The 17,658-nt window shown below is 70.9% G+C and carries 15 protein-coding genes; 9 read left to right on the forward strand and 6 right to left on the reverse strand.

Annotated elements, in window-relative coordinates; all coding sequences use genetic code 11:
* Window positions 1-6 precede the first annotated feature (6 nt).
* Window positions 7-975, reverse strand: coding sequence for a GlxA family transcriptional regulator (locus GPY60_RS10235; RefSeq protein ID WP_197283621.1), 969 nt, complete (start codon window positions 973-975; stop codon window positions 7-9).
* Between the two features lie 72 nt (window positions 976-1,047).
* Here GPY60_RS10235 and GPY60_RS10240 point away from each other — a divergent pair, with 72 nt between their 5' ends.
* Together GPY60_RS10240 and GPY60_RS10245 are read left to right on the forward strand one after the other, a co-directional pair.
* On the forward strand, window positions 1,048-1,506 hold the full coding sequence (locus GPY60_RS10240) for a tautomerase family protein (protein WP_156687551.1): 459 nt from the start codon (window positions 1,048-1,050) through the stop codon (window positions 1,504-1,506).
* Window positions 1,507-1,568: 62 nt separating this feature from the next.
* Window positions 1,569-2,645 (forward strand): DSD1 family PLP-dependent enzyme, encoded by a 1,077-nt coding sequence (locus tag GPY60_RS10245; RefSeq protein ID WP_197283622.1) that lies wholly within the window; start codon window positions 1,569-1,571, stop codon window positions 2,643-2,645.
* 10 nt (window positions 2,646-2,655) lie between these two features.
* Here GPY60_RS10245 and GPY60_RS10250 read toward each other — a convergent pair whose 3' ends face one another.
* On the reverse strand, window positions 2,656-4,353 hold the full coding sequence (locus GPY60_RS10250; protein WP_156687552.1) for an acyl-CoA dehydrogenase family protein: 1,698 nt from the start codon (window positions 4,351-4,353) through the stop codon (window positions 2,656-2,658).
* Window positions 4,354-4,415: 62 nt separating this feature from the next.
* On the opposite strand from GPY60_RS10250, the gene GPY60_RS10255 reads away from it, so the two are divergent.
* Entirely contained in the window at window positions 4,416-5,393 is a 978-nt protein-coding gene (locus GPY60_RS10255) for a phosphotriesterase-related protein (protein ID WP_156687553.1), read from the forward strand.
* On the forward strand, window positions 5,393-6,901 hold the full coding sequence (locus GPY60_RS10260; RefSeq protein WP_156687554.1) for an AMP-binding protein: 1,509 nt from the start codon (window positions 5,393-5,395) through the stop codon (window positions 6,899-6,901). The genes GPY60_RS10255 and GPY60_RS10260 overlap by 1 nt, the downstream gene beginning before the upstream one ends.
* Here the strand turns inward: GPY60_RS10260 and GPY60_RS10265 are convergent.
* Both GPY60_RS10265 and GPY60_RS10270 read right to left on the reverse strand, forming a co-directional pair.
* A complete protein-coding gene (locus tag GPY60_RS10265; protein WP_156687555.1) occupies window positions 6,864-8,189 on the reverse strand; it encodes a lipase family protein in 1,326 nt (441 codons plus the stop codon). The two genes, GPY60_RS10260 and GPY60_RS10265, sit on opposite strands and share 38 nt — an antisense overlap.
* Before the next feature lie 152 nt (window positions 8,190-8,341).
* A complete protein-coding gene (locus GPY60_RS10270) occupies window positions 8,342-9,454 on the reverse strand; it encodes an acyltransferase family protein (RefSeq protein ID WP_370462686.1) in 1,113 nt (370 codons plus the stop codon).
* Window positions 9,455-9,668: 214 nt separating this feature from the next.
* On the opposite strand from GPY60_RS10270, the gene GPY60_RS10275 reads away from it, so the two are divergent.
* Together GPY60_RS10275 and GPY60_RS10280 are read left to right on the forward strand one after the other, a co-directional pair.
* A complete protein-coding gene (locus GPY60_RS10275; RefSeq protein ID WP_156687556.1) occupies window positions 9,669-10,979 on the forward strand; it encodes a DUF3068 domain-containing protein in 1,311 nt (436 codons plus the stop codon).
* 22 nt (window positions 10,980-11,001) lie between these two features.
* Window positions 11,002-12,687: a hypothetical protein gene (locus GPY60_RS10280; protein WP_156687557.1), complete on the forward strand. Its 1,686-nt coding sequence runs from the start codon at window positions 11,002-11,004 to the stop codon at window positions 12,685-12,687.
* Here the strand turns inward: GPY60_RS10280 and GPY60_RS10285 are convergent.
* Window positions 12,671-13,828, reverse strand: a complete 1,158-nt coding sequence (locus tag GPY60_RS10285) for a glycosyltransferase family 4 protein (RefSeq protein ID WP_156687558.1) — start codon at window positions 13,826-13,828, stop codon at window positions 12,671-12,673. The genes GPY60_RS10280 and GPY60_RS10285 overlap by 17 nt on opposite strands.
* A gap of 104 nt (window positions 13,829-13,932) precedes the next feature.
* Here GPY60_RS10285 and GPY60_RS10290 point away from each other — a divergent pair, with 104 nt between their 5' ends.
* Window positions 13,933-14,694: a class I SAM-dependent methyltransferase gene (locus GPY60_RS10290; protein ID WP_156687568.1), complete on the forward strand. Its 762-nt coding sequence runs from the start codon at window positions 13,933-13,935 to the stop codon at window positions 14,692-14,694.
* A gap of 96 nt (window positions 14,695-14,790) precedes the next feature.
* The gene (locus tag GPY60_RS10295) at window positions 14,791-16,272 is read left to right on the forward strand and encodes an aldehyde dehydrogenase (RefSeq protein WP_156687559.1); all 1,482 of its coding nucleotides are present in this window, start codon (window positions 14,791-14,793) and stop codon (window positions 16,270-16,272) included.
* On the opposite strand, the gene GPY60_RS10300 is transcribed toward GPY60_RS10295, so the two are convergent.
* On the reverse strand, window positions 16,269-16,904 hold the full coding sequence (locus GPY60_RS10300; protein ID WP_156687560.1) for a TetR/AcrR family transcriptional regulator: 636 nt from the start codon (window positions 16,902-16,904) through the stop codon (window positions 16,269-16,271). The two genes, GPY60_RS10295 and GPY60_RS10300, sit on opposite strands and share 4 nt — an antisense overlap.
* Window positions 16,905-17,136: 232 nt before the next feature.
* Between GPY60_RS10300 and GPY60_RS10305 the strand changes: the two genes are divergently transcribed.
* On the forward strand, window positions 17,137-17,658 hold a 522-nt coding region (locus tag GPY60_RS10305; RefSeq protein WP_156687561.1), incomplete at its 3' end, for a PE family protein.

Consider the following 17,658-nt stretch of genomic DNA (forward strand, 5'->3'; position numbering starts at 1 on the left):
GCGAGCCTAGGCAGACCTCGGCCGGGCGCCCGGACGCAGCGCGCCGGGGGACCGACCCGTGTGCCGCTTGACCAGTCGGTGCAGCGTAGCCGGGTCGGCGAGCCCCACGGCCGCGGTGATCTCCTCGAGCGGCATGCGGGTGGTCCGCAGCAGGTGCAGCGCGCGTTCGAGGCGCACTCGTTGCACGAGCTGCAGGGGACTGAGACCGACCGCCTTCTGCGTCCGGCGCGCCAGCGTCCGCGGGCTCAGCCCGCACCGGTGCGCCAACGAATCGAGCGTGTGCGCCTCGTCCATGCGGGAGCGCAGAAATCTCTCGAGCGCGGCGACGGTCTCGTCGCGGGCCGCCAGATGCGACGGGATGAGGAAGCTGGCTTGCGAGGTGCGCTGATCGGCGACGAGCCGGTTGGCGAGTTCGTCGGTCAGCGCCGCCCCGCCGAAGTGGCGCATGAGCGCCAGCATCAGGTCGATGTGCGCGAAGGCACTGCCCGCGGTCCAGATCGATCCGTCCCGGACGACCATCTCGTCGATGACGACATGGGCGGCGGGCGCGACGCCGGCCAGGTCCGCCCCCAGCCACCACGTCGTCACGCAGCGCCGACCGTCCAGCAGGCCGGCGACCCCGAGGAGGAACACCGCCGTGCAGGAGGCCGCGATGTCGGCGCCGCGGCCGCCCGCCCCCGCCAGCCATCGCGTGGCGGCGCCCACGTCGGCGGCGCCGAGTCGGGCGTCGATTTCCGCCGGCTCGGCCGCCCCCAGCCCGGGGATGACGATCACATCGCGCGGCCTGGCGCGCTCCAGCGGCTGGGCCGTGGCGGCCAGACCGCCGCGCAGGACGGCGCGGGTGTCGGGCGCCACGAACCGGAGGTCGAAGATCGCCTTGCCGTGAATTCGATTGGCCGCGTGGACGACATCGACGGTGGCGCCGACGGCGCTGGCGCTCGCCCCGTCGAGCACGAGGACGTCGACGCCGATCATGTGGCGAATTATGCAAGAAAATTGTCGTTCTCGCCACTGGCTTGCGGGCGTCCATTGCCGGAAGGTCATGTCATGCCCTTGATGCGAGTGACCCTGACGCCCGGCGCTTTTGACGACGCCCAGAAGGCGCGCCTCGCCGCGGCCCTCACCGAGGCGGCCTGCCGCGCCGAGTCGGTGCCCGACCGCCCCGAGAGCCGGATGCGGGCACTGGTGCTCCTGCAGGAGTTGGGTCCGAACAACTTCTATTCCGCAGGAGTCAGCGCGGACGCCGCCGTCGCCGGCGTGTTCATCGACTGGCAGGTCAGCGCCGGCGTGCTCGACGGCGCGCGCAAAGCGCGGTTCGCCCAGGATCTTCAGGAAGCGGCCGAATCGGCCGTGGCCGTCCCCGGCGACCGGATGGTGGTCACGTCGTGCGTCATCCACGAAGTGCCCGAAGGGCAGTGGGCGCAGAACGGCACCATTCGCCGCCTGCCGGAGGTCGCGTCGATAGCCGGATTCGAACACCTGACCCCGATCGCGGCCCGCGGATAGCCGTGTCGGTCGCGGAAGCGTTGGCGCGGGCGGAGATTGGGCGGCCGGGTTCGCGTGCCCGGGTGCCGACGCCGGCCCTCATCCTCGACGAGGCGGCGCTGGACGCCAACATCGCCCGCATGGCCGAACGCACCCGGGGAAAGGTCGCCCTGCGGCCACACGCCAAGACGCACAAGTGCTCATGGATCGCCCACAAGCAGACGGCCGCGGGGGCAGTGGGCGTCTGTTGCGCGAAAGTTGGTGAGGCCGAGGCGCTTTCGGCGGCCGGTGTGCGCAACATCCTGCTGACCTCGCCGGTCGCCGATCCCGCCATGCCGGGACGGTTGTGCGACCTGGCGGCGGTCGACCCCGGATTCGCCTGCGTCGTCGACCATCCCGCTCCCGTCTCGGCGCTGGCCAGGGAGGCGGCCGAGCGCGGCGGCTCGATCAGGGTCGTCATCGACGTCGATGTCGGGCTCATGCGCACCGGCGTGCCGGGCCCGGCCGAGGCCCTCACGCTCGCCGATCACATCGCGCGGCGCCCCTCGCTGACACTGGCCGGTGTTCAGGGCTACGGCGGTCACTGGCAACACATCGCCGGATTCACGGCCCGTCGCGACGCGGTGCGCGCGGGGATGGACGTGCTCGCGGGCGTCGTCGAGGCGCTACGGGGCGCCGGCCACCGCATCGAGACCATCACCGGCGGCGGCACGGGGACCGTGCAGTCCGATCTGGACATCGGACTGCTCACCGAATTACAGCCCGGCTCTTACGTATTCATGGACGCGCAATACCGCGACGCGCTGGGGGAAGACGCCGATGGCGAGTTTCGCACCAGCCTGTTCGTGTCGGCCCAGGTGATCAGCGTCAACGCCGGACCCGTCGTCACCGTCGACGCGGGCCTGAAGGCGTTCGCCACCGACGGGCCCCCGCCGCGCCCGGCGGGTGAACGTTTCGCCGACTCCCGGTACGGGTTTTTCGGAGACGAGCACGGCGCCCTGACCCGGCCCGCCGATACACCCCTGGGCCTCGGCGATCGCGTCGAACTCGTCACCCCCCACTGCGACCCGACGGTGGACCGGTACGACGCCTACCACGTGGTCAACGAGGACACGCTCACGGCGATCGTCCCGATCGAGGCCGCCCGGGCCAGCCGCTGACCCGCGCGGCCTAGGGCCGCATCTCGTAGGCGCCGTTGAGCGGCTGGACGTGTTCCTTCCACACCTGGTCGTAGCTCCTGGCATCGTGGACGGGGCGGCGGATCATGCGCGTCGCGAACCGGGCCTGCTCGTCGGTGGTCGACGGCTTGTCGCCGAGTTCGACCGCGTAGCCGTTGAAGTCCCGCACGAGGACGGCGAAGATCTGGTCGAGCAGGGCCTCGTCGACGCCGGACAGCGCCGCCTCCTCGAGGATGAGCTGGGCGTACGGGACCGTCGCGAACAGCTGCCCCACCGCGAACGCGAAGTCGACGTCGCGCTGTTGCGCCGCGTCGGGGGTGGCGCTGGCGAGCATCTCGGTGAGCACGTCGATCTGCCCGCGCAGCCGGGCGACGTTGGGCAGGTGGCCGTAGCTGTCGAACGCGGCGCGCCAGTCGTGGAAGCGCACCTTGCCCAGGCCGCCGGTCGGCCCCTGCGCGAAGAGGAACGCGTCGTCGGCGGCCTCGTCGCGGCGGCCGATCGCGGGCAGCGCGGCGTCGGGGGCGAACAGGAAGTTGGGCATGAACTTGCCCAGCAGCCCGATGTTGATGTGGACGGTGCCCTCGAGCCTTGGCAGCAAACCGATCTCGCGGGTCATCGCCTCGAAGATGGTGTCCTTCTCAACACCCTTGGCGGCGATGACGTCCCACAGCGCGATGATCACCCGCTCGCCCTCGCTGGTCACCTTGGCCTTGGTGAGCGGGCTGTACAGCAGGTAGCGACGATCGGTCGCCGAGGCGCTGCGCATGTAGTCCGACGCGCGGGTGCACACCAGCTTCATGGCGGCCAGCCGCACGTAGGCGTCGGTGAGCAGCCGGCGCACGTGGCTGAAGTCGGTGACGACGGTGCCGTACAGGATGCGGTTGGACGCGTGGGTGACGGCCTCGTACATGGCGTGGGTGCACATGCCCACGGCGCCCCAGCCGAGGTTGTACTTGCACACGTTGACGGTGTTGAGCGCGGCGTGGAAGGCGTCGGGGCCGCGGTGCAGCAGGTCGGCCTCGGTGACGGGGTAGTCGTCGAGCGCGTAGTTGGCGACGTAGTTCTGCGAGTTCACCACGTTCTTGATGAGCCGGTAGCGGTCGTGCTGGGAGTCGGCGGCGAAGAACACGTACTCGTCCGTATCGCCGATCTTGCCGAACGTCGACACCATCCGCGCGACGTTGGCGTTGCCGATGTAGTACTTCTCGCCGCTCGCGGTCCAGCCGCGCTCGGAGGGCGTGAGGATCATGTCGGTCTGGTAGACGTCGGCGCCGTGGGTCCGCTCCGAGAGCCCGAACGCGAAGACCTCCCCCGCCTCGAGTTGCGCGGCGGCCTTGCGCTTGGCGTCCTCGTTGTCGCTCATCCAGATCGGGCCCAGCCCCAGCGCCGTGACCTGGAAGGGGTACCAGTAGCTCAGGCCGTAGAAGCCGACGATCTCGGCGAACTCGCTGATGCGGTAGGTGTCCCAGCGGCAATCGTCGGAGCCGTACTCGGACGGCGTCAGCAGCGACGCGAAGATGCGTTCGCGGCCGATGTGGTCGAGGAAGTCGGAGTACCACACCCGGTTGTGGTCGTCGGACTTCAGCCGCGCCTTCCCGCGCGACTCGAAGAAGTCGACCGTCGCGGCCATGATCTCCCCCGAGCGGCGGTCCGGGTACTTGCGCTGCAGGTGGTGCGGATTGAGGAGCATGGGGGCAACGTACTGCAGAAAGCCCTGTCGGTGAACCGCCGCTGCGCCCTAGCATCAGACGGGTGTCAGAACTCAATACCGTCCGCGGGCCCATCGACACGTCCGAACTCGGCGTGACGCTCATGCACGAGCACGTGTTCATCATGACCACCGAGATCGCCGAGAACTATCCGGAAGGGTGGGGCGACGAGGAGCAGCGGGTGGCCGACGCCATCACCCGGCTGAACGAGCTGAAGTCGCGCGGGGTGGACACCATCGTCGACCTCACCGTGATCGGGCTGGGCCGCTACATCCCGCGCATCGCGCGCGTCGCGGCCCAGACCGACCTGAACATCGTTGTGGCGACGGGTCTTTACACCTACAACGACGTGCCCTTCTACTTCCACTACCTCGGTCCCGGCGCCGAGCTGGGCGGCCCGGAGATCATGACCGACATGTTCGTCCGCGACATCGAGCAGGGCATCGCCGACACGGGCGTCAGGGCCGGGATCCTCAAGTGCGCCACCGACGCGCCCGGCGTCACCCCCGGCGTCGAGCGGGTGCTGCGCGCGGTCGCCCAGGCGCACAAGCGCACCGGTGTGCCGATCTCGACGCACACCCACGCCGGGCTGCGGCGCGGCCTCGAGCAGCAGAAGATCTTCGAGGAGGAGGGCGTCGACCTCACCCGCGTGGTCATCGGCCACTCCGGCGACAGCACCGACGTCGGCTATCTCGAGGAGCTCATCGCCGCCGGCTCCTACCTCGGGATGGACCGGTTCGGCATCGACGCGATCTCCCCGTTCGAGGACCGGGTCAACATCGTGGCGCAGATGTGCGAGCGCGGGCACGCCGACAAGATGGTGCTCTCACACGACGCCAACTGCTACTTCGACGCGCTGCCCGAGGAGCTGGTGCCGCAGGTCATGCCGAACTGGCATTACCTGCACATCCACAACGACGTGATCCCCGCCCTCAAGGAGCGCGGCGTCACCGACGAGCAGCTGCACGCGATGCTGGTCGACAACCCGCGCCGCATCTTCGAACGGCAGGGCGCGTACTGATGACCCAGCCGGTCCAACCGATCGGGAAGCAGATCTCCGCGCTGGCGGCACTGGCCCCCGACGAGCCCGCGGTCACTTGCGACGGGGTGACCCTCACCCGCGCCGAGCTGGACGCCTCCACGAACCGGTTGGCCCGGGCCTACGCCGAGCGCGGCGTCGGGGTGGGCGACTACGTGACGATGGTGCTGCCCAACTCGATCGAGTGGATTCAGGCCGCCGTGGCGTGCTGGAAGCTGGGCGCGGTGCCCCAGCCGCTGTCGGCGCGGCTGCCCGACGCGGAGCTACAGGGTCTGCTGGAGCTGCGGCCGCCCGCCCTGCTCGTGGGGCGCGAAAGCGACCAAATTTTTTCTGTGCCAGCGGGTTTCACGCCCGACCCGGCGCTGTCGGACGCCGAGCTGCCCGAAGCGGTCTCACCGGTGTGGAAGGCGATGGGGTCGGGTGGCAGCACCGGCCGGCCCAAGCTGATCGAGTCCGGCGGCGACAGCCGCATCCCGGCCGCCATCGGCTACCCCCTGGGCGCGCAGGAGGGGGACACCACCCTGGTGCCCATCCCCCTGTCCCACAACACCGGCTTCACCACCGCGACGATCGCGCTGCTGATGCGCCACCACCTGGTGCTGATGAGCCGCTTCGACCCGCACCGCTTCCTCGAGTTGATCACCGACCATCGCGTCACGTTCCTGACCACGGTGCCGACGATCATGCAGCGGGCGCTGCCCGTCTACCGGGTGGCCCCGCACGCCTACGACCTGTCGTCGCTGCGCCGGTTCTGGCACATGGGCGCGCCGTGCCCGCCCGCCGTCAAGGAGGCGTGGATCGAGCTGCTCGGGCCCGAGGTCGTCTGGGAACTGTACGGCGGCACCGAGTTACAGGCGCTGACGTTCATCCGCGGCGACCAGTGGCTGACCCACCGCGGCTCGGTCGGCGTCGTGGTCGCCGGGGAGATGACCGTGCTCGACGACGACGGCAACCCGTGCCCGCCCGGCGTCGTCGGCGAGATCTACATGCGGCCCGCCCCCGGCAGCGCCCCGACCTACCGCTACGTCGGCGCCACGGCCAAGACCCGGGACGGCTGGGACTCGCTGGGCGACCTCGGGTACTTCGACGAAGACGGATTCCTCTACCTGTCGGACCGCCGGGTCGACATGTTCACCGTCGGCGGCCGCAACGTCTACCCCGCCGAGATCGAGAACGCGCTGTCGGCGCACCCCGACGTGCTGTCCTGCCTGGTGGTCGGCGTCCCGCACGAGGACCTGGGCCAGGTGCCCTACGCCCTGGTCCACACGGCCGACGGTTCGGCGCTGGACGCCGAGGGCGTGAAAAGCTTTCTGCACGAACGTGTTTCGTCGTACAAGGTGCCGCACGTCATCGAGTTCGTCGACACCCCCCTGCGCGACGACGCGGGTAAGGCGCGGCGGTCGGCGGTGCGCGCCGACGTCATCGCGCGCCGTCGGTCGGTGGCGGCGGCCGCTACCGGGGGCGACGTCGCACCGGCCGCCCGAGGATGACCTTCCCCGTGACGACGCCGAGCTTGAGCATCCCCAAGTAGGTCAGCGGGTTGAACAGCGTCGGCCACATCGTCTCGATGCGGTCTTTGTCCAGGGGTTGACCGGTGAACCGGTCGCGCAGCCAGCGCAGCGTCATGGGCGTGGACAGCGGGTGCAGGAGCAGGTGACCGCAGAACCGGTCGCGGTGGTAAGCGATCGCCACCCCGCCGGCCGCGTAGGTGTCGACGAGTCGATCGATATCGGTGACGCTGATGATCCGGTCGTGGACCGCCTGCACGACCAGCACCGGCGGGCGTGGCGGGGTCTTGCCGAGCTGGGTCTCGTCGAAGATGTGGCGCACCTCGGGGAGGTCCCACAGTTCGTCGGCGGACATGTCGACGTACGTCCCGATGTCGGAACGGCGCAGTCGCCACACCGCCTGCGCGGTGGTGAAGGACCGCAGTTCCTCCAGCAGCGACCTGCCCTCGTCGCTGGCGTGGTGGTCGACGACTCGCCGCGCTTCCGGGAACACGTCGGTGAGCGCCGCGATCATCAGCGCGGCCAGCCCCGCGAACACGGACCGGTTCAGGCGGCGGGCGACGCTGCCCGGGTCACCGACCGGCGAGCCCAGGACGGCGCCGGCGATGTCGAGTTCCGGCGCGTAGTCCGCGCACAGCTCGGCGGCCCAGGCGGAGGCCAGCCCGCCGCCCGAGTACCCCCACAGGCCCATCGGGGCGGCCGATGACAGCCCCAGCCGCTCGCAATTCACGGCGGCGCGCAGCCCGTCGAGGATGCGGTAGCCCGGCTCGCGCGGCGCACCCCACATGCCATGACAGCCCTCGTGGTCGGGCACCGAAACCGCCCAGCCTTCGGCCAATGCCGCCGCCACGAGCAGATACTCCGCCTGCGTGAACGCGCCGATCGGCCCGGCCCCCCGGCGCAGCGCGTAAGACGGGAAACACCGCGAGTCCACGGCGTCGATGGCGCACTGATACGACAGGATCGGACACTGGGCCTGCGGGTCGCGCTGTTCAGGCACCAGGACGGTGGTCACCGCGACCTCGGGGTCACCGTGCAGGTTCGTGCTGCGGTACAGCAGCTGGGTGGCCGTGCAGCTCTGCGGGATCACTCCGAGGAAGCCCAGCTCGACGGTCCGTGAGCGCAGAACGGCGCCGGGCAGAGAGTGTTGATACCCCGGCGGCGGCTGGTAGAAGGGGTCCTCGTTCGGCGGAAGTGGACGTTCCCCCGGCTGTAACCGCTCGTGCGGCGCACGTGCGAGTGTCTGTGTCGCGGTCATCTGGTCGTCCATGCGTCGAACCCTCCCCCCTGACTAGCTCGATGGTCGCGACCCGTCTCGCCCGGCTACGCCGCGCTCGCGATCGCGACGCTAACCGGGTCGCGCCCGGTGGACGGTCGCCGTCGGCGAACGACCGTTCACTCGCAGGCTACCCAAAATTTCCGTCACGGCGCGACGGCGTCCGCCTCCGCGTCCACGGCCTCGTCCGCGTCGGGGGTCCGCGTGGCGCGTTTCTCCCAGCGGCGCAGCCATTCCCGGCACGGAGACTCGACCAGGGCGTAGCTGACGGCGGCGATCGCGAAGCCGAACACCAGCGTCAGCGCGAGGACCGAGGGCATGTGGCCGGAGAACGGGAAGATGCCCAGCACCGGAAACACCATGGCCAGGGCGGCGAGGTGCCACACGAACAGCCCGTAGGACCACCGGCCCAGCGTCACCATGAACGCGTTGCCCAGCAGGCGGTGCGGGGTGTCGGGCCGGTCCAGCACCAGCGGCGCGACGAGCGCGAACGCCACCAGCGAACCCATGGCCGCCTTGACGGCGAACTGGCCGGCGGTGCCCGGGGTGAGGCCCTCGGGCCCGGCCAGCGGCGAAGCCGCCACCAGGAAGGCCGCCACCGCCACGGCGCCGATCAACGGCCTTCGGCGGGCCAGCCGGTGCGGCAGTCCGACGGGGCTGTGGATCCACTCGGCCAGCAGCATGCCGGCGGCGAACCAGGAGAAGAACGCCGGCGGCCAGTTCAGCGGGTTGGTTCCGGGAGCGGTGTGCACCGGCAAAAAGCCCCAGGCCCAGCTGAGGGCGGCCAGGGCGGCGATGGCCGGCACCCGGGCCCCCACGGGCAGGCGCCGGGCCAGCAGCGCCAGGACTGGCAGCGCCAGATAGAAGGTGACCTCGACCGACAGGCTCCACATCTGGGTCAGGCCGCCGGTGAGGGTGAGGGGCACGTAGATCTGGGTGAGCGTCAGGTTGGCCAGCCACACGGTGGGGCTGGCGTGGTCGGCGTCGGGCAGCAGCGACAGGATCACCACCACCGCCACCAGGTAGGCGGGCATGATGCGCACCACGCGGGACCGCAGGTAATGACCCGTGCGGGGGCGCGGCGCGATGTTCCGCGCCGCCGCGGCGTGCCCACGCCACAACAGGAAGCCCGACAGCGCGAAGAACACCGCCACCGCCAGATCGAAGCGGCCGAACAGCCGGCCGAAGACACCGCTCGAGTGCCCGGTCTGGAACGCGACGTGGGTGACCACCACGCCCGCGGCCGCGCACGCACGCATGCCCTCGACGGCGGGCAGGAAGCTGCGCACGCCTCCCACAAGCGGGTTGTCGCTCACGATCACAGTCTGCACCGGACGCGGGGCCCCCAGGGTGCGATGGGTTCATAAGCCGAGGCCTTAGAACCTGCTGTTAGGGTCGAACGGGTTTGCTTCGCGTCGGGGTCGCAACGGGTCGCGGCGGCCGATTCTGGGGACACGAGGAGGGCACGGCAACGTGAACCGAGCAGTCATGTTGCGGTTTGCCGCATGCGGGATCATCGGGCTCGGGGCCGCCCTGCTGATCGCCGCGCTCCTGCTGACCACCTACACCAGTCACCGGATCACCAAGGTCCCCCTCGACATCGACGCCACGCTGGTCAGCGACGGCACGGGCAGCGCGCTCGACGCGGCGTCGCTGTCGACCGACCACCTGGTGGTCAACCAGAACGTGCCGCTGGTGTCGCAGCAGCAGGAAAGCGTCGAGTCGCCCGCCAACGCCGACGTCGTCACGCTGCAGGTCGGTTCGTCGCTGCGGCGCACCGACAAGCAGAAGGACAGCGGGCTCCTGCTGGCGATCGTCGACACCGTCACCCTGAACCGCAAGACGGCGATGGCCGTCTCCGACGACACCCACACCGGTGGCTCGGTCCAGAAGCCACGCGCCTTCGGCGACGAGAACCCGCCGACCGCGATCCCGCTGCACCACGACGGGCTGGCCTACCGGTTCCCGTTCCACACCGAGAAGAAGACGTACCCCTTCTTCGACCCGATCGCGCAGAAGCCGTTCGACGTCAACTACGACAGCCAGGAAGACGTCAACGGCCTCACCGCCTACAAGTTCACCCAGAACGTCGGCTACAACGCCGACGGCAGACTCGTGGCGCCCGTGACCTACCCGACCCTGTACGCCGACCAGACGACGGACTCCAAGTTCACCACCTCGGCGGCGATGTGGGGGGTGCCCGGCGATCCGGGCGAGCAGATCACGATGACGCGCTACTACGCGGCCCAGCGAACCTTCTGGGTCGACCCGGTGTCGGGCACCATCGTCAAGGAGACCGAGCACGCCCACCACTACTTCGCCCGCGATCCGCTCAAGCCCGAGCTGACGCTGGTCGACTACAAGGTGACCTCCAACCAGGAGACCGTCGAATCGCAGGTCAACACGGCCCGCGACGAGCGCGACCGGTTGGCGCTGTGGTCGCGCGTGCTGCCCATCACGTTCACCGCGGTGGGCCTGATCGCGCTGGTCGGCGGCGGCCTGCTCGCCTCGTTCAGCCTGCGGACCGAAAGCGCCCTGACCGACCCGGGCCTGGACCGCGGCGACGACGAGTTGTTCGGCCGCGGTCCCGACCAACCGGTGCCCGGCGCCGAGGCCGAGACGGAGAAGCTGCCCACCCAGCGCCCCGTCGAGGGGGAGTCGCCCACGGCCGGGGCCGACCCGCCCACGACGGCCCTTGGTGAGGGGCGGAGCGATGCCCGGGCTGAGCCGACCGAACCCGGGCCGCCCGAAGCCAAGCCGCCCGGCCCGCCCGAACGGGAGTAGTCCCGCCCGGGATGCTTTGACCGTGCGCTGGATCCGCCCGGGCTACGCCCTGGCCCTCGCCCTGCTGGTGGCGGCCCCGCTCCTGGCGCCCGGCTACCTGCTGCTGCGCGACGCGGTGTCGACGCCGCGCTCGTACCTGTCCGACGCCGCGCTGGGGCTGACCTCGGCGCCGCGGGCGACGCCGCAGGACTTCGCGGTCGCGCTCGCCTCCCACCTGCTGGACGGCGGCGTCGTGGTCAAGGCGCTGCTCGTCTCGGGCCTGTGGCTGGCGGGCTGGGGCGCGGCGCGGCTGGCCGCGACCGTGCTGCCCGACGCCGGCGCGCCCGGCGAGTTCGTCGCGACCACGCTCGCGATCTGGAATCCCTATGTGGCGGAACGACTTCTGCAGGGCCACTGGAGCCTGCTGCTGGGCTACGGCTGCCTGCCCTGGGTCGCGACGGCGATGCTGGCGCTGCGCACGTCGGGTGGGGCTTTTGCGTTCGCGCTGGCGTTCTGGGTCGCGCTGGCGGGGCTCACCCCGACCGGGCTGCTGCTGGCCGCGACCGTGGCGCTGGTGTGCGTCGTCGCGCCCGGGGACGGGTGGTCGCGCCTGCGCTGCGCGGCCGTCGCCGTCGCATGTGCGGTGGTGGGGGCGCTGCCCTGGCTGACGGCGGCGCTGACGGGATCCGCGCCGGCCGCGCACACCGCCGCCAACGCGCTCGGGGTGAACGCCTTCGCGCCGCGCGCCGAACCCGGGTTGGGGACGCTGGTCACGCTGGCGAGCCTGGGTGGCACCTGGAACGGACAGGCGGTGCCCGGTTCGCGGGCAACGCTTTTCGCGCTGCCGTCGGCCGCCGTGCTGCTGGCGATAGTGGGAGCAGGAATGGTGATGGCGGCGCGGCGGCGCGCGGCGGCGCCGCTGCTGACGCTGGCCGCGGTCGCGGTGCTGGTGCCGGCCGCCCTGGCGACCGGCCCGGGGCTGCGCCTCCTGGGCGCGGTGGTCGACGCGTCGCCCGGCTTCGGCGTGCTGCGCGACGGCCAGAAGTGGGTCGCGCTGGCGCTGCCCGGCTACGCGCTGGCGGGCGCCGGCGCGGTGTTGGCGCTGCGTCGCGTCCGGCCGGCGGTCGTGGCGTCGGCGTGCTGCGTGGCGCTGATCCTCGCGCTGCCCGACCTGGCGTGGGGGGTGTGGGGCCGGGTGCTCCCGGTGCGCTACCCGCCCGGGTGGGCGGCGGTGGCGGCGCGGATCAACGCCGATCCCCGGACGGTCGCGGTGTTGCCCGCGGGCACCATGCGGCGGTTTTCCTGGTCCGGTCCCGCGCCGGTTCTGGACCCGCTGCCGCGGTGGGTACGCGCCGACGTGCTGAGCACCGGGGACCTGGTGATCTCGGGCGTCGTGGTGCCGGGCGAGGGCGATCGCGCGCGGAGCGTCCAGTCGTCGCTGCTGGCCGGGGCCAATCCCCCGGCGCTGGCCTCGGCGGGCGTGGGCTGGCTGGTCGCCGAATCGGACACCGCCGGGGACACGGGCTCGGCCGCGCGCACCGTCGACGCCCTGACGCCCACGTACCGGGACCGCGACCTGGCGCTCTACCGCATCGGCGGTGACACCCCCGGCGTCCCCGCCCCGCGGCGCCGCGCGGCCGTCGGCGCGCACCTGGCGTGGCTGGCGTTGCTGGTGGTGGGAGGCGCCGGCGAGCTGGCCCGCCTCGCCGCGGCTAGACGACGCCGCTGACGAACTCGCCGGCGTGCACCGCTTCGAGGACGGTGCGCATGGCGTCGGCGCTCTGCGCCCACGAGAACTCGCCGCAGCGCGCCTGCGCCTTGACGCCGAGCTCGTCGCGCAGCACCGCATCCGCCAACAGCTCGTCGAGGCGGTCCACCAGTTCGGCGTGGCTGTCCACCAAGATCCCGGTCACCCCGTCGACCACCGAGTCGGACAGCCCGCCGGAGGATCGATACCCGATCGTCGGCACCCGGTGCTGGGCCGCCTCGACCACGGCCAGCCCCCAGCCCTCCTTGCGGGACGGCAGGACGTGCACCCACGCGCTTTGGAGCACATGGTGTTTGGTGACGTCGTCGACGTGGCCGTGGAAGGTGACCGCTTGCGCGATGCCGAGGCGTCGCACGTGGTCGACGAGGCGCGGCCGCCACCAGCCGTCACCCACCACGTCGAGGTGCACGCCGGGCGTCCGGCGGTTGAGCTCCGCGACCGCCTCCAGCGCATCCTCGATCTGCTTGTGCGGCACCAGCCGCGACAGCACCACCTCCCGCGGCCCCGCCGCGCGCGGGCCGGACAGGGACTGCGCCGGCGCCTCGTCGAGTCCGTTGCGCACCAACGCGATTCGCCCGTTGTCCACGCCCAGCGCGACGAGGTCGCGGGCCGACGGCAGCGAGACGGTCGTGTACTGATTGCGCCGGTTCACCCGCGGCGACACCGCGGACTCGACGAACCAGCCCACCCGGCCGAGCAGCGGACCGGCCACCGGCCACTGCTCGCGGTGGCAGTGATGCACCAGCACCATGACCCGGCGCCCGTAGACCAGCCGCGCGAGGAAGGGCACCCCGTTCTGGGTGTCGACCACCACGTCGGGCCGCACGTGCCGCAGCGGCCCGAGGCCGAGGAACCGCGCCGCCGCCATCGCCAGCAACGCCCAGACGTACACCGAGTACCGGCCGCCGGCGCGGTGGATCCGCACCCCGTCGACCACTTCCCGCCGGGCGGCGCCGGGGTAGCGCGCCGTGCGCAGCGTGACCGCGATCCCCGACGCGGCGAGCTGGGCGCCGATCCGCTGCAGGTAGGCCTCGCTGCCGCCGCCCTGGGGGTGGCCGGTGTCGCGCCAGCACAGCAGCAACACGGAACGGAGATCGGACATCGATGGTCAGCCTAACCGTCGGACCTGTGCGGGCCGTTAGGACGCAGCAGCCTGGGCAGGCGAACCCCGGGCCTTAGTGTTGGCCGGTGGCCGTCGCCCCTCCCATCACGAACGTTTTCGCGCGGCGGGCAACCCTCCCCCGGTCGGTGCGGCTGCTCGCCGAGTTCCGCTTCGAGCGCGACGACCCGGCCCGGTTCTACCGTGCGCTGGGTGCCGACACGGCCGCGATGGTCGGCGACCTGTGGCGGGGGCTGCACGGCGAATCCCCAGCCGGGCGCACGGTGCTCGACGTCGGCGGCGGCCCCGGGTACTTCGCGGCGGCGTTCGCGGACGCCGGTGTCCGCTACATCGGCGTGGAACCCGACCCGCGCGAGATGCACGCCGGCGGCCCCGCCGTCGCCCGCGCGCCCGGAACCACCGTGCGGGCGTCGGGGATGGCGCTGCCGATCGCCGACGACTCGGTCGACATCTGCCTGTCGTCCAACGTCGCCGAGCACGTGCCGCGGCCGTGGCAACTCGGTGCTGAGATGCTGCGCGTCACCAAGCCGGGCGGGCTGGCCGTGCTGTCCTACACCGTCTGGCTCGGTCCCTTCGGCGGGCACGAGACGGGCCTGGCACACTACCTCGGCGGCGCACGCGCGGCCCGGCGCTACGCCCGCATCCACGGCCGTCCCCCGAAAAACAACTACGGGTCGTCGTTGTTCGCCGTGTCGGTCGCCGAGGGGCTGGACTGGGCCGCCAGCACCGGCGCCCTGGTGGCGGCATTTCCGCGCTACCACCCGCGATGGGCGTGGAAGCTGACCTCCGTTCCGGTGCTGCGCGAGTTCCTCGTCAGCAATCTCGTCCTGGTGCTGTCACCGCAGTAATGAACGTGTTCTCGTTTCGCCCTCGCTTGGGTAGGGTGGCGTTTCATGCGCGCCGGCGACGATGCAGCGCGCAGCACTGAGGAGGAGCGGCGCTAGATGAGCGACACCAAGACTGCGGCCACGACCGAATACGACAAGCTGTTCATCGGCGGCAAGTGGACGGAGCCGTCCACCGCCGAGGTCATCGAGGTGCGGTGCCCGGCCACCGGCGAGTACGTCGGCAAGACCCCCCTGGCGGCGGCCGCCGACGTCGACGCCGCGGTGGCCGCGGCCCGCGCCGCGTTCGACAACGGCCCTTGGCCCACCACGCCGCCGAAGGAGCGCGCGGCCGTCCTGGCCAACGCGCTCAAGTTGCTGGAGGAGCGCAAGGACCAGTTCACCGCGGTGCTCGCGGGCGAAACCGGTCAGCCGCCCACCGGCATCGAAACGATGCACTGGATGAGCACGATGGGCGCGATGGGCTACTTCGCCGGCCCCGCCGCCGACGAAGTCAAGTGGCGCGAGGTCCGCACCGGCGGCTACGGGCAGACCATCGTCTACCGGGAGCCGATCGGCGTGGTGGGCGCGATCGTCGCGTGGAACGTGCCGCTGTTCCTGGCGGTGAACAAGCTGGGCCCGGCGCTCCTGGCCGGCTGCACCGTGGTGCTCAAGCCGGCCGCCGAAACACCCTTGAGCGCAAACCTTTTGGCGGAGGTCCTCACCGAGGCCGGCCTGCCCGAGGGCGTGCTGTCGGTGGTGCCCGGCGGCATCGAGACCGGCCAGGCGCTGACCTCCAACCCGAACGTCGACCTCTTCTCCTTCACCGGCAGCTCCGCCGTCGGCAAGGAGATCGGCCGTCGCGCCGCGGACATGCTCAAGCCGTGCACCCTGGAGCTGGGCGGCAAGTCGGCGGCCATCGTCCTCGACGACGTCGACCTGGCCTCGTCGATCCCGATGCTGGTGTTCTCCGGGATCATGAACACCGGGCAGGCCTGCGTGGCCCAGACCCGCATCCTGGCGCCCCGCTCCCGCTACGACGAGGTGGTGGAGGCGGTCAGCAACTTCGTGCAGATGCTGCCGGTCGGGCTGCCGTCGGACCCGGCCGCGCAAATCGGCTCGCTGATCTCGGAGAAGCAGCGTGCCCGCGTCGAGGGTTACATCGCCAAGGGCGTCGAGGAGGGCGCCCGCCTGGTGTGCGGCGGCGGCCGCCCCGAGGGCCTGGACAGCGGGTTCTTCGTGCAGCCGACCGTGTTCGCCGACGTCGACAACAAGATGACGATCGCCCAGGAGGAGATCTTCGGCCCGGTGCTGAGCATCATCCCCTACGACTCCGAGGAGGACGCGATCAAGATCGCCAACGACTCGGCGTACGGGCTGGCCGGCAGCGTGTGGACCTCCGATGTGCCGCACGGCATCGAGGTCGCTGAGAAGATTCGCACCGGGACATACGCGATCAACTGGTACGCGTTCGATCCGTGCTGCCCGTTCGGCGGCTACAAGAACTCCGGCATCGGCCGCGAGAACGGCCCCGAGGGAGTCGAGCACTTCACGCAGCAGAAGAGCGTGCTGATGCCGATGGGCTACACGCTGGAAAGCTAGGCGCCTGGCGGCCTTCGCAGTTGGCCGTCGGCAATGATCTGTTCGGTGGCGTTTCGCCAGCGCTCCACTTCGGTTGGGCTGGTGAGGGGTTCGGGCAGGTGCCGGTTCAGTTGGGCGCGCAGGATGAACATGCCCAGCACCAGCACCAGCGGGTTGAGTGTCATCCAGACCGGGTCGAGGTCGGGCTTGGCCAGCCCTTGCTCCTGGAGCTGAGCCCAGTGCCCGCCCGCGACCGCCACCAGCGTGTCGAAGACCCGCGTCCCGGTGGGAGTGGCGTCGACGAGTGCGCGACATAGATAGTCGACGACGTCACCGTGGTCGACGAGTAGTGAGGTCACCCGGTTCGCGATGTCGGCGACGGGGTCTTCGTCCGGTGCCGATGCGGTGGTGGCCAGTGAGGCCGTCAGCACCGCCGTCACGTGATCGTCGACCGCCTGGATGAGGTTGGCCTTGGTGACGAAGTGATGCTGCACCAGCCCGAGCGAGACGCCCGCGGCCGCGGCGATCATTCGCAATGAGGTCGCTTCGGTGCCACGGGCGGCGAACGTCTTCAGCGCTGCGTTGAGGATCCGCTCCACGCGCGACGGCTCGCTCGTACTAACGGATTCCCTCGGCGCCGGCTCGCTGGACATCATTTCAGGGTAAACACGCGCGCCCCCGCGGCGGGGCAACGCGCATACGGGCTAGCCATACAGTTGTATGGTATCCAAATCGGCGGCAACCGTCCCATTTACTGAACTGTTGGTACGTAACACGTGAATTTCCGGCGAAGCGGTACGAATCATCGCGAGCGGGACTACCATCGACCAATCGACGATACAACTGTATTGTCACCGTTCTCGAGGTATTCGCGGAAGGTGCCCCATGTCATCTTTTGTGCTTGCGGCGCCGGAGGCGTTAGAAGCGGTGTCGGCGGATTTGGCCCGGATCGGGTCGGCGATCCGCGCGGCCAATGTGGCGGCAGTGGCGTCGACGACGGGAGTGTTGCCGGCCGCTGGTGATGAAGTGTCGGCCGCGATCGCGGCGGTGTTCGGCGGTCACGGTGATGAGTTCCAAGCGCTCTGCGCGCGGGCGGCGGTCTTTCACGACGGTTTTGTGCAAGCGCTGTCGGGGGCCGGCAGCGCCTTTGCGGCGGCCGAGGCGGCGAATGTGTCACCGTTGCAGGCTCTGGAGCAAAGCGTTTTGGATGTGATCAATGCGCCCACCGAGCTGTTGATGGGGCGGCCACTGATTGGCAATGGCACCAATGGCGCGGCGGGCACGGGGCAGGCGGGTGGGCCGGGCGGGATCTTGATTGGAAACGGCGGCGATGGTGGGTCGGGTGTCGCCGGCGCCAATGGCGGCCCGGGTGGCGCGGGCGGCTCGGCGGGCTTGTGGGGTCACGGT

The organism is Mycobacterium sp. Marseille-P9652, from assembly GCF_902652685.1.
GTDB lineage: Bacteria > Actinomycetota > Actinomycetes > Mycobacteriales > Mycobacteriaceae > Mycobacterium.

What these genes read in the sequence shown, in the direction of transcription:
- GPY60_RS10240 (WP_156687551.1), top strand. Translation starts at nt 1,048, where the DNA reads ATGCCCTTGATGCGAGTGACCCTGACGCCCGGCGCTTTTGACGACGCC.
- GPY60_RS10270 (WP_370462686.1), bottom strand. Translation starts at nt 9,454, where the DNA reads ATGCGTGCGTGCGCGGCCGCGGGCGTGGTGGTCACCCACGTCGCGTTC.
- GPY60_RS10285 (WP_156687558.1), bottom strand. Translation starts at nt 13,828, where the DNA reads ATGTCCGATCTCCGTTCCGTGTTGCTGCTGTGCTGGCGCGACACCGGC.
- GPY60_RS10260 (WP_156687554.1), top strand. Translation starts at nt 5,393, where the DNA reads ATGACCCAGCCGGTCCAACCGATCGGGAAGCAGATCTCCGCGCTGGCG.
- GPY60_RS10250 (WP_156687552.1), bottom strand. Translation starts at nt 4,353, where the DNA reads ATGCTCCTCAATCCGCACCACCTGCAGCGCAAGTACCCGGACCGCCGC.
- GPY60_RS10295 (WP_156687559.1), top strand. Translation starts at nt 14,791, where the DNA reads ATGAGCGACACCAAGACTGCGGCCACGACCGAATACGACAAGCTGTTC.
- GPY60_RS10265 (WP_156687555.1), bottom strand. Translation starts at nt 8,189, where the DNA reads ATGGACGACCAGATGACCGCGACACAGACACTCGCACGTGCGCCGCAC.
- GPY60_RS10235 (WP_197283621.1), bottom strand. Translation starts at nt 975, where the DNA reads ATGATCGGCGTCGACGTCCTCGTGCTCGACGGGGCGAGCGCCAGCGCC.
- GPY60_RS10300 (WP_156687560.1), bottom strand. Translation starts at nt 16,904, where the DNA reads ATGTCCAGCGAGCCGGCGCCGAGGGAATCCGTTAGTACGAGCGAGCCG.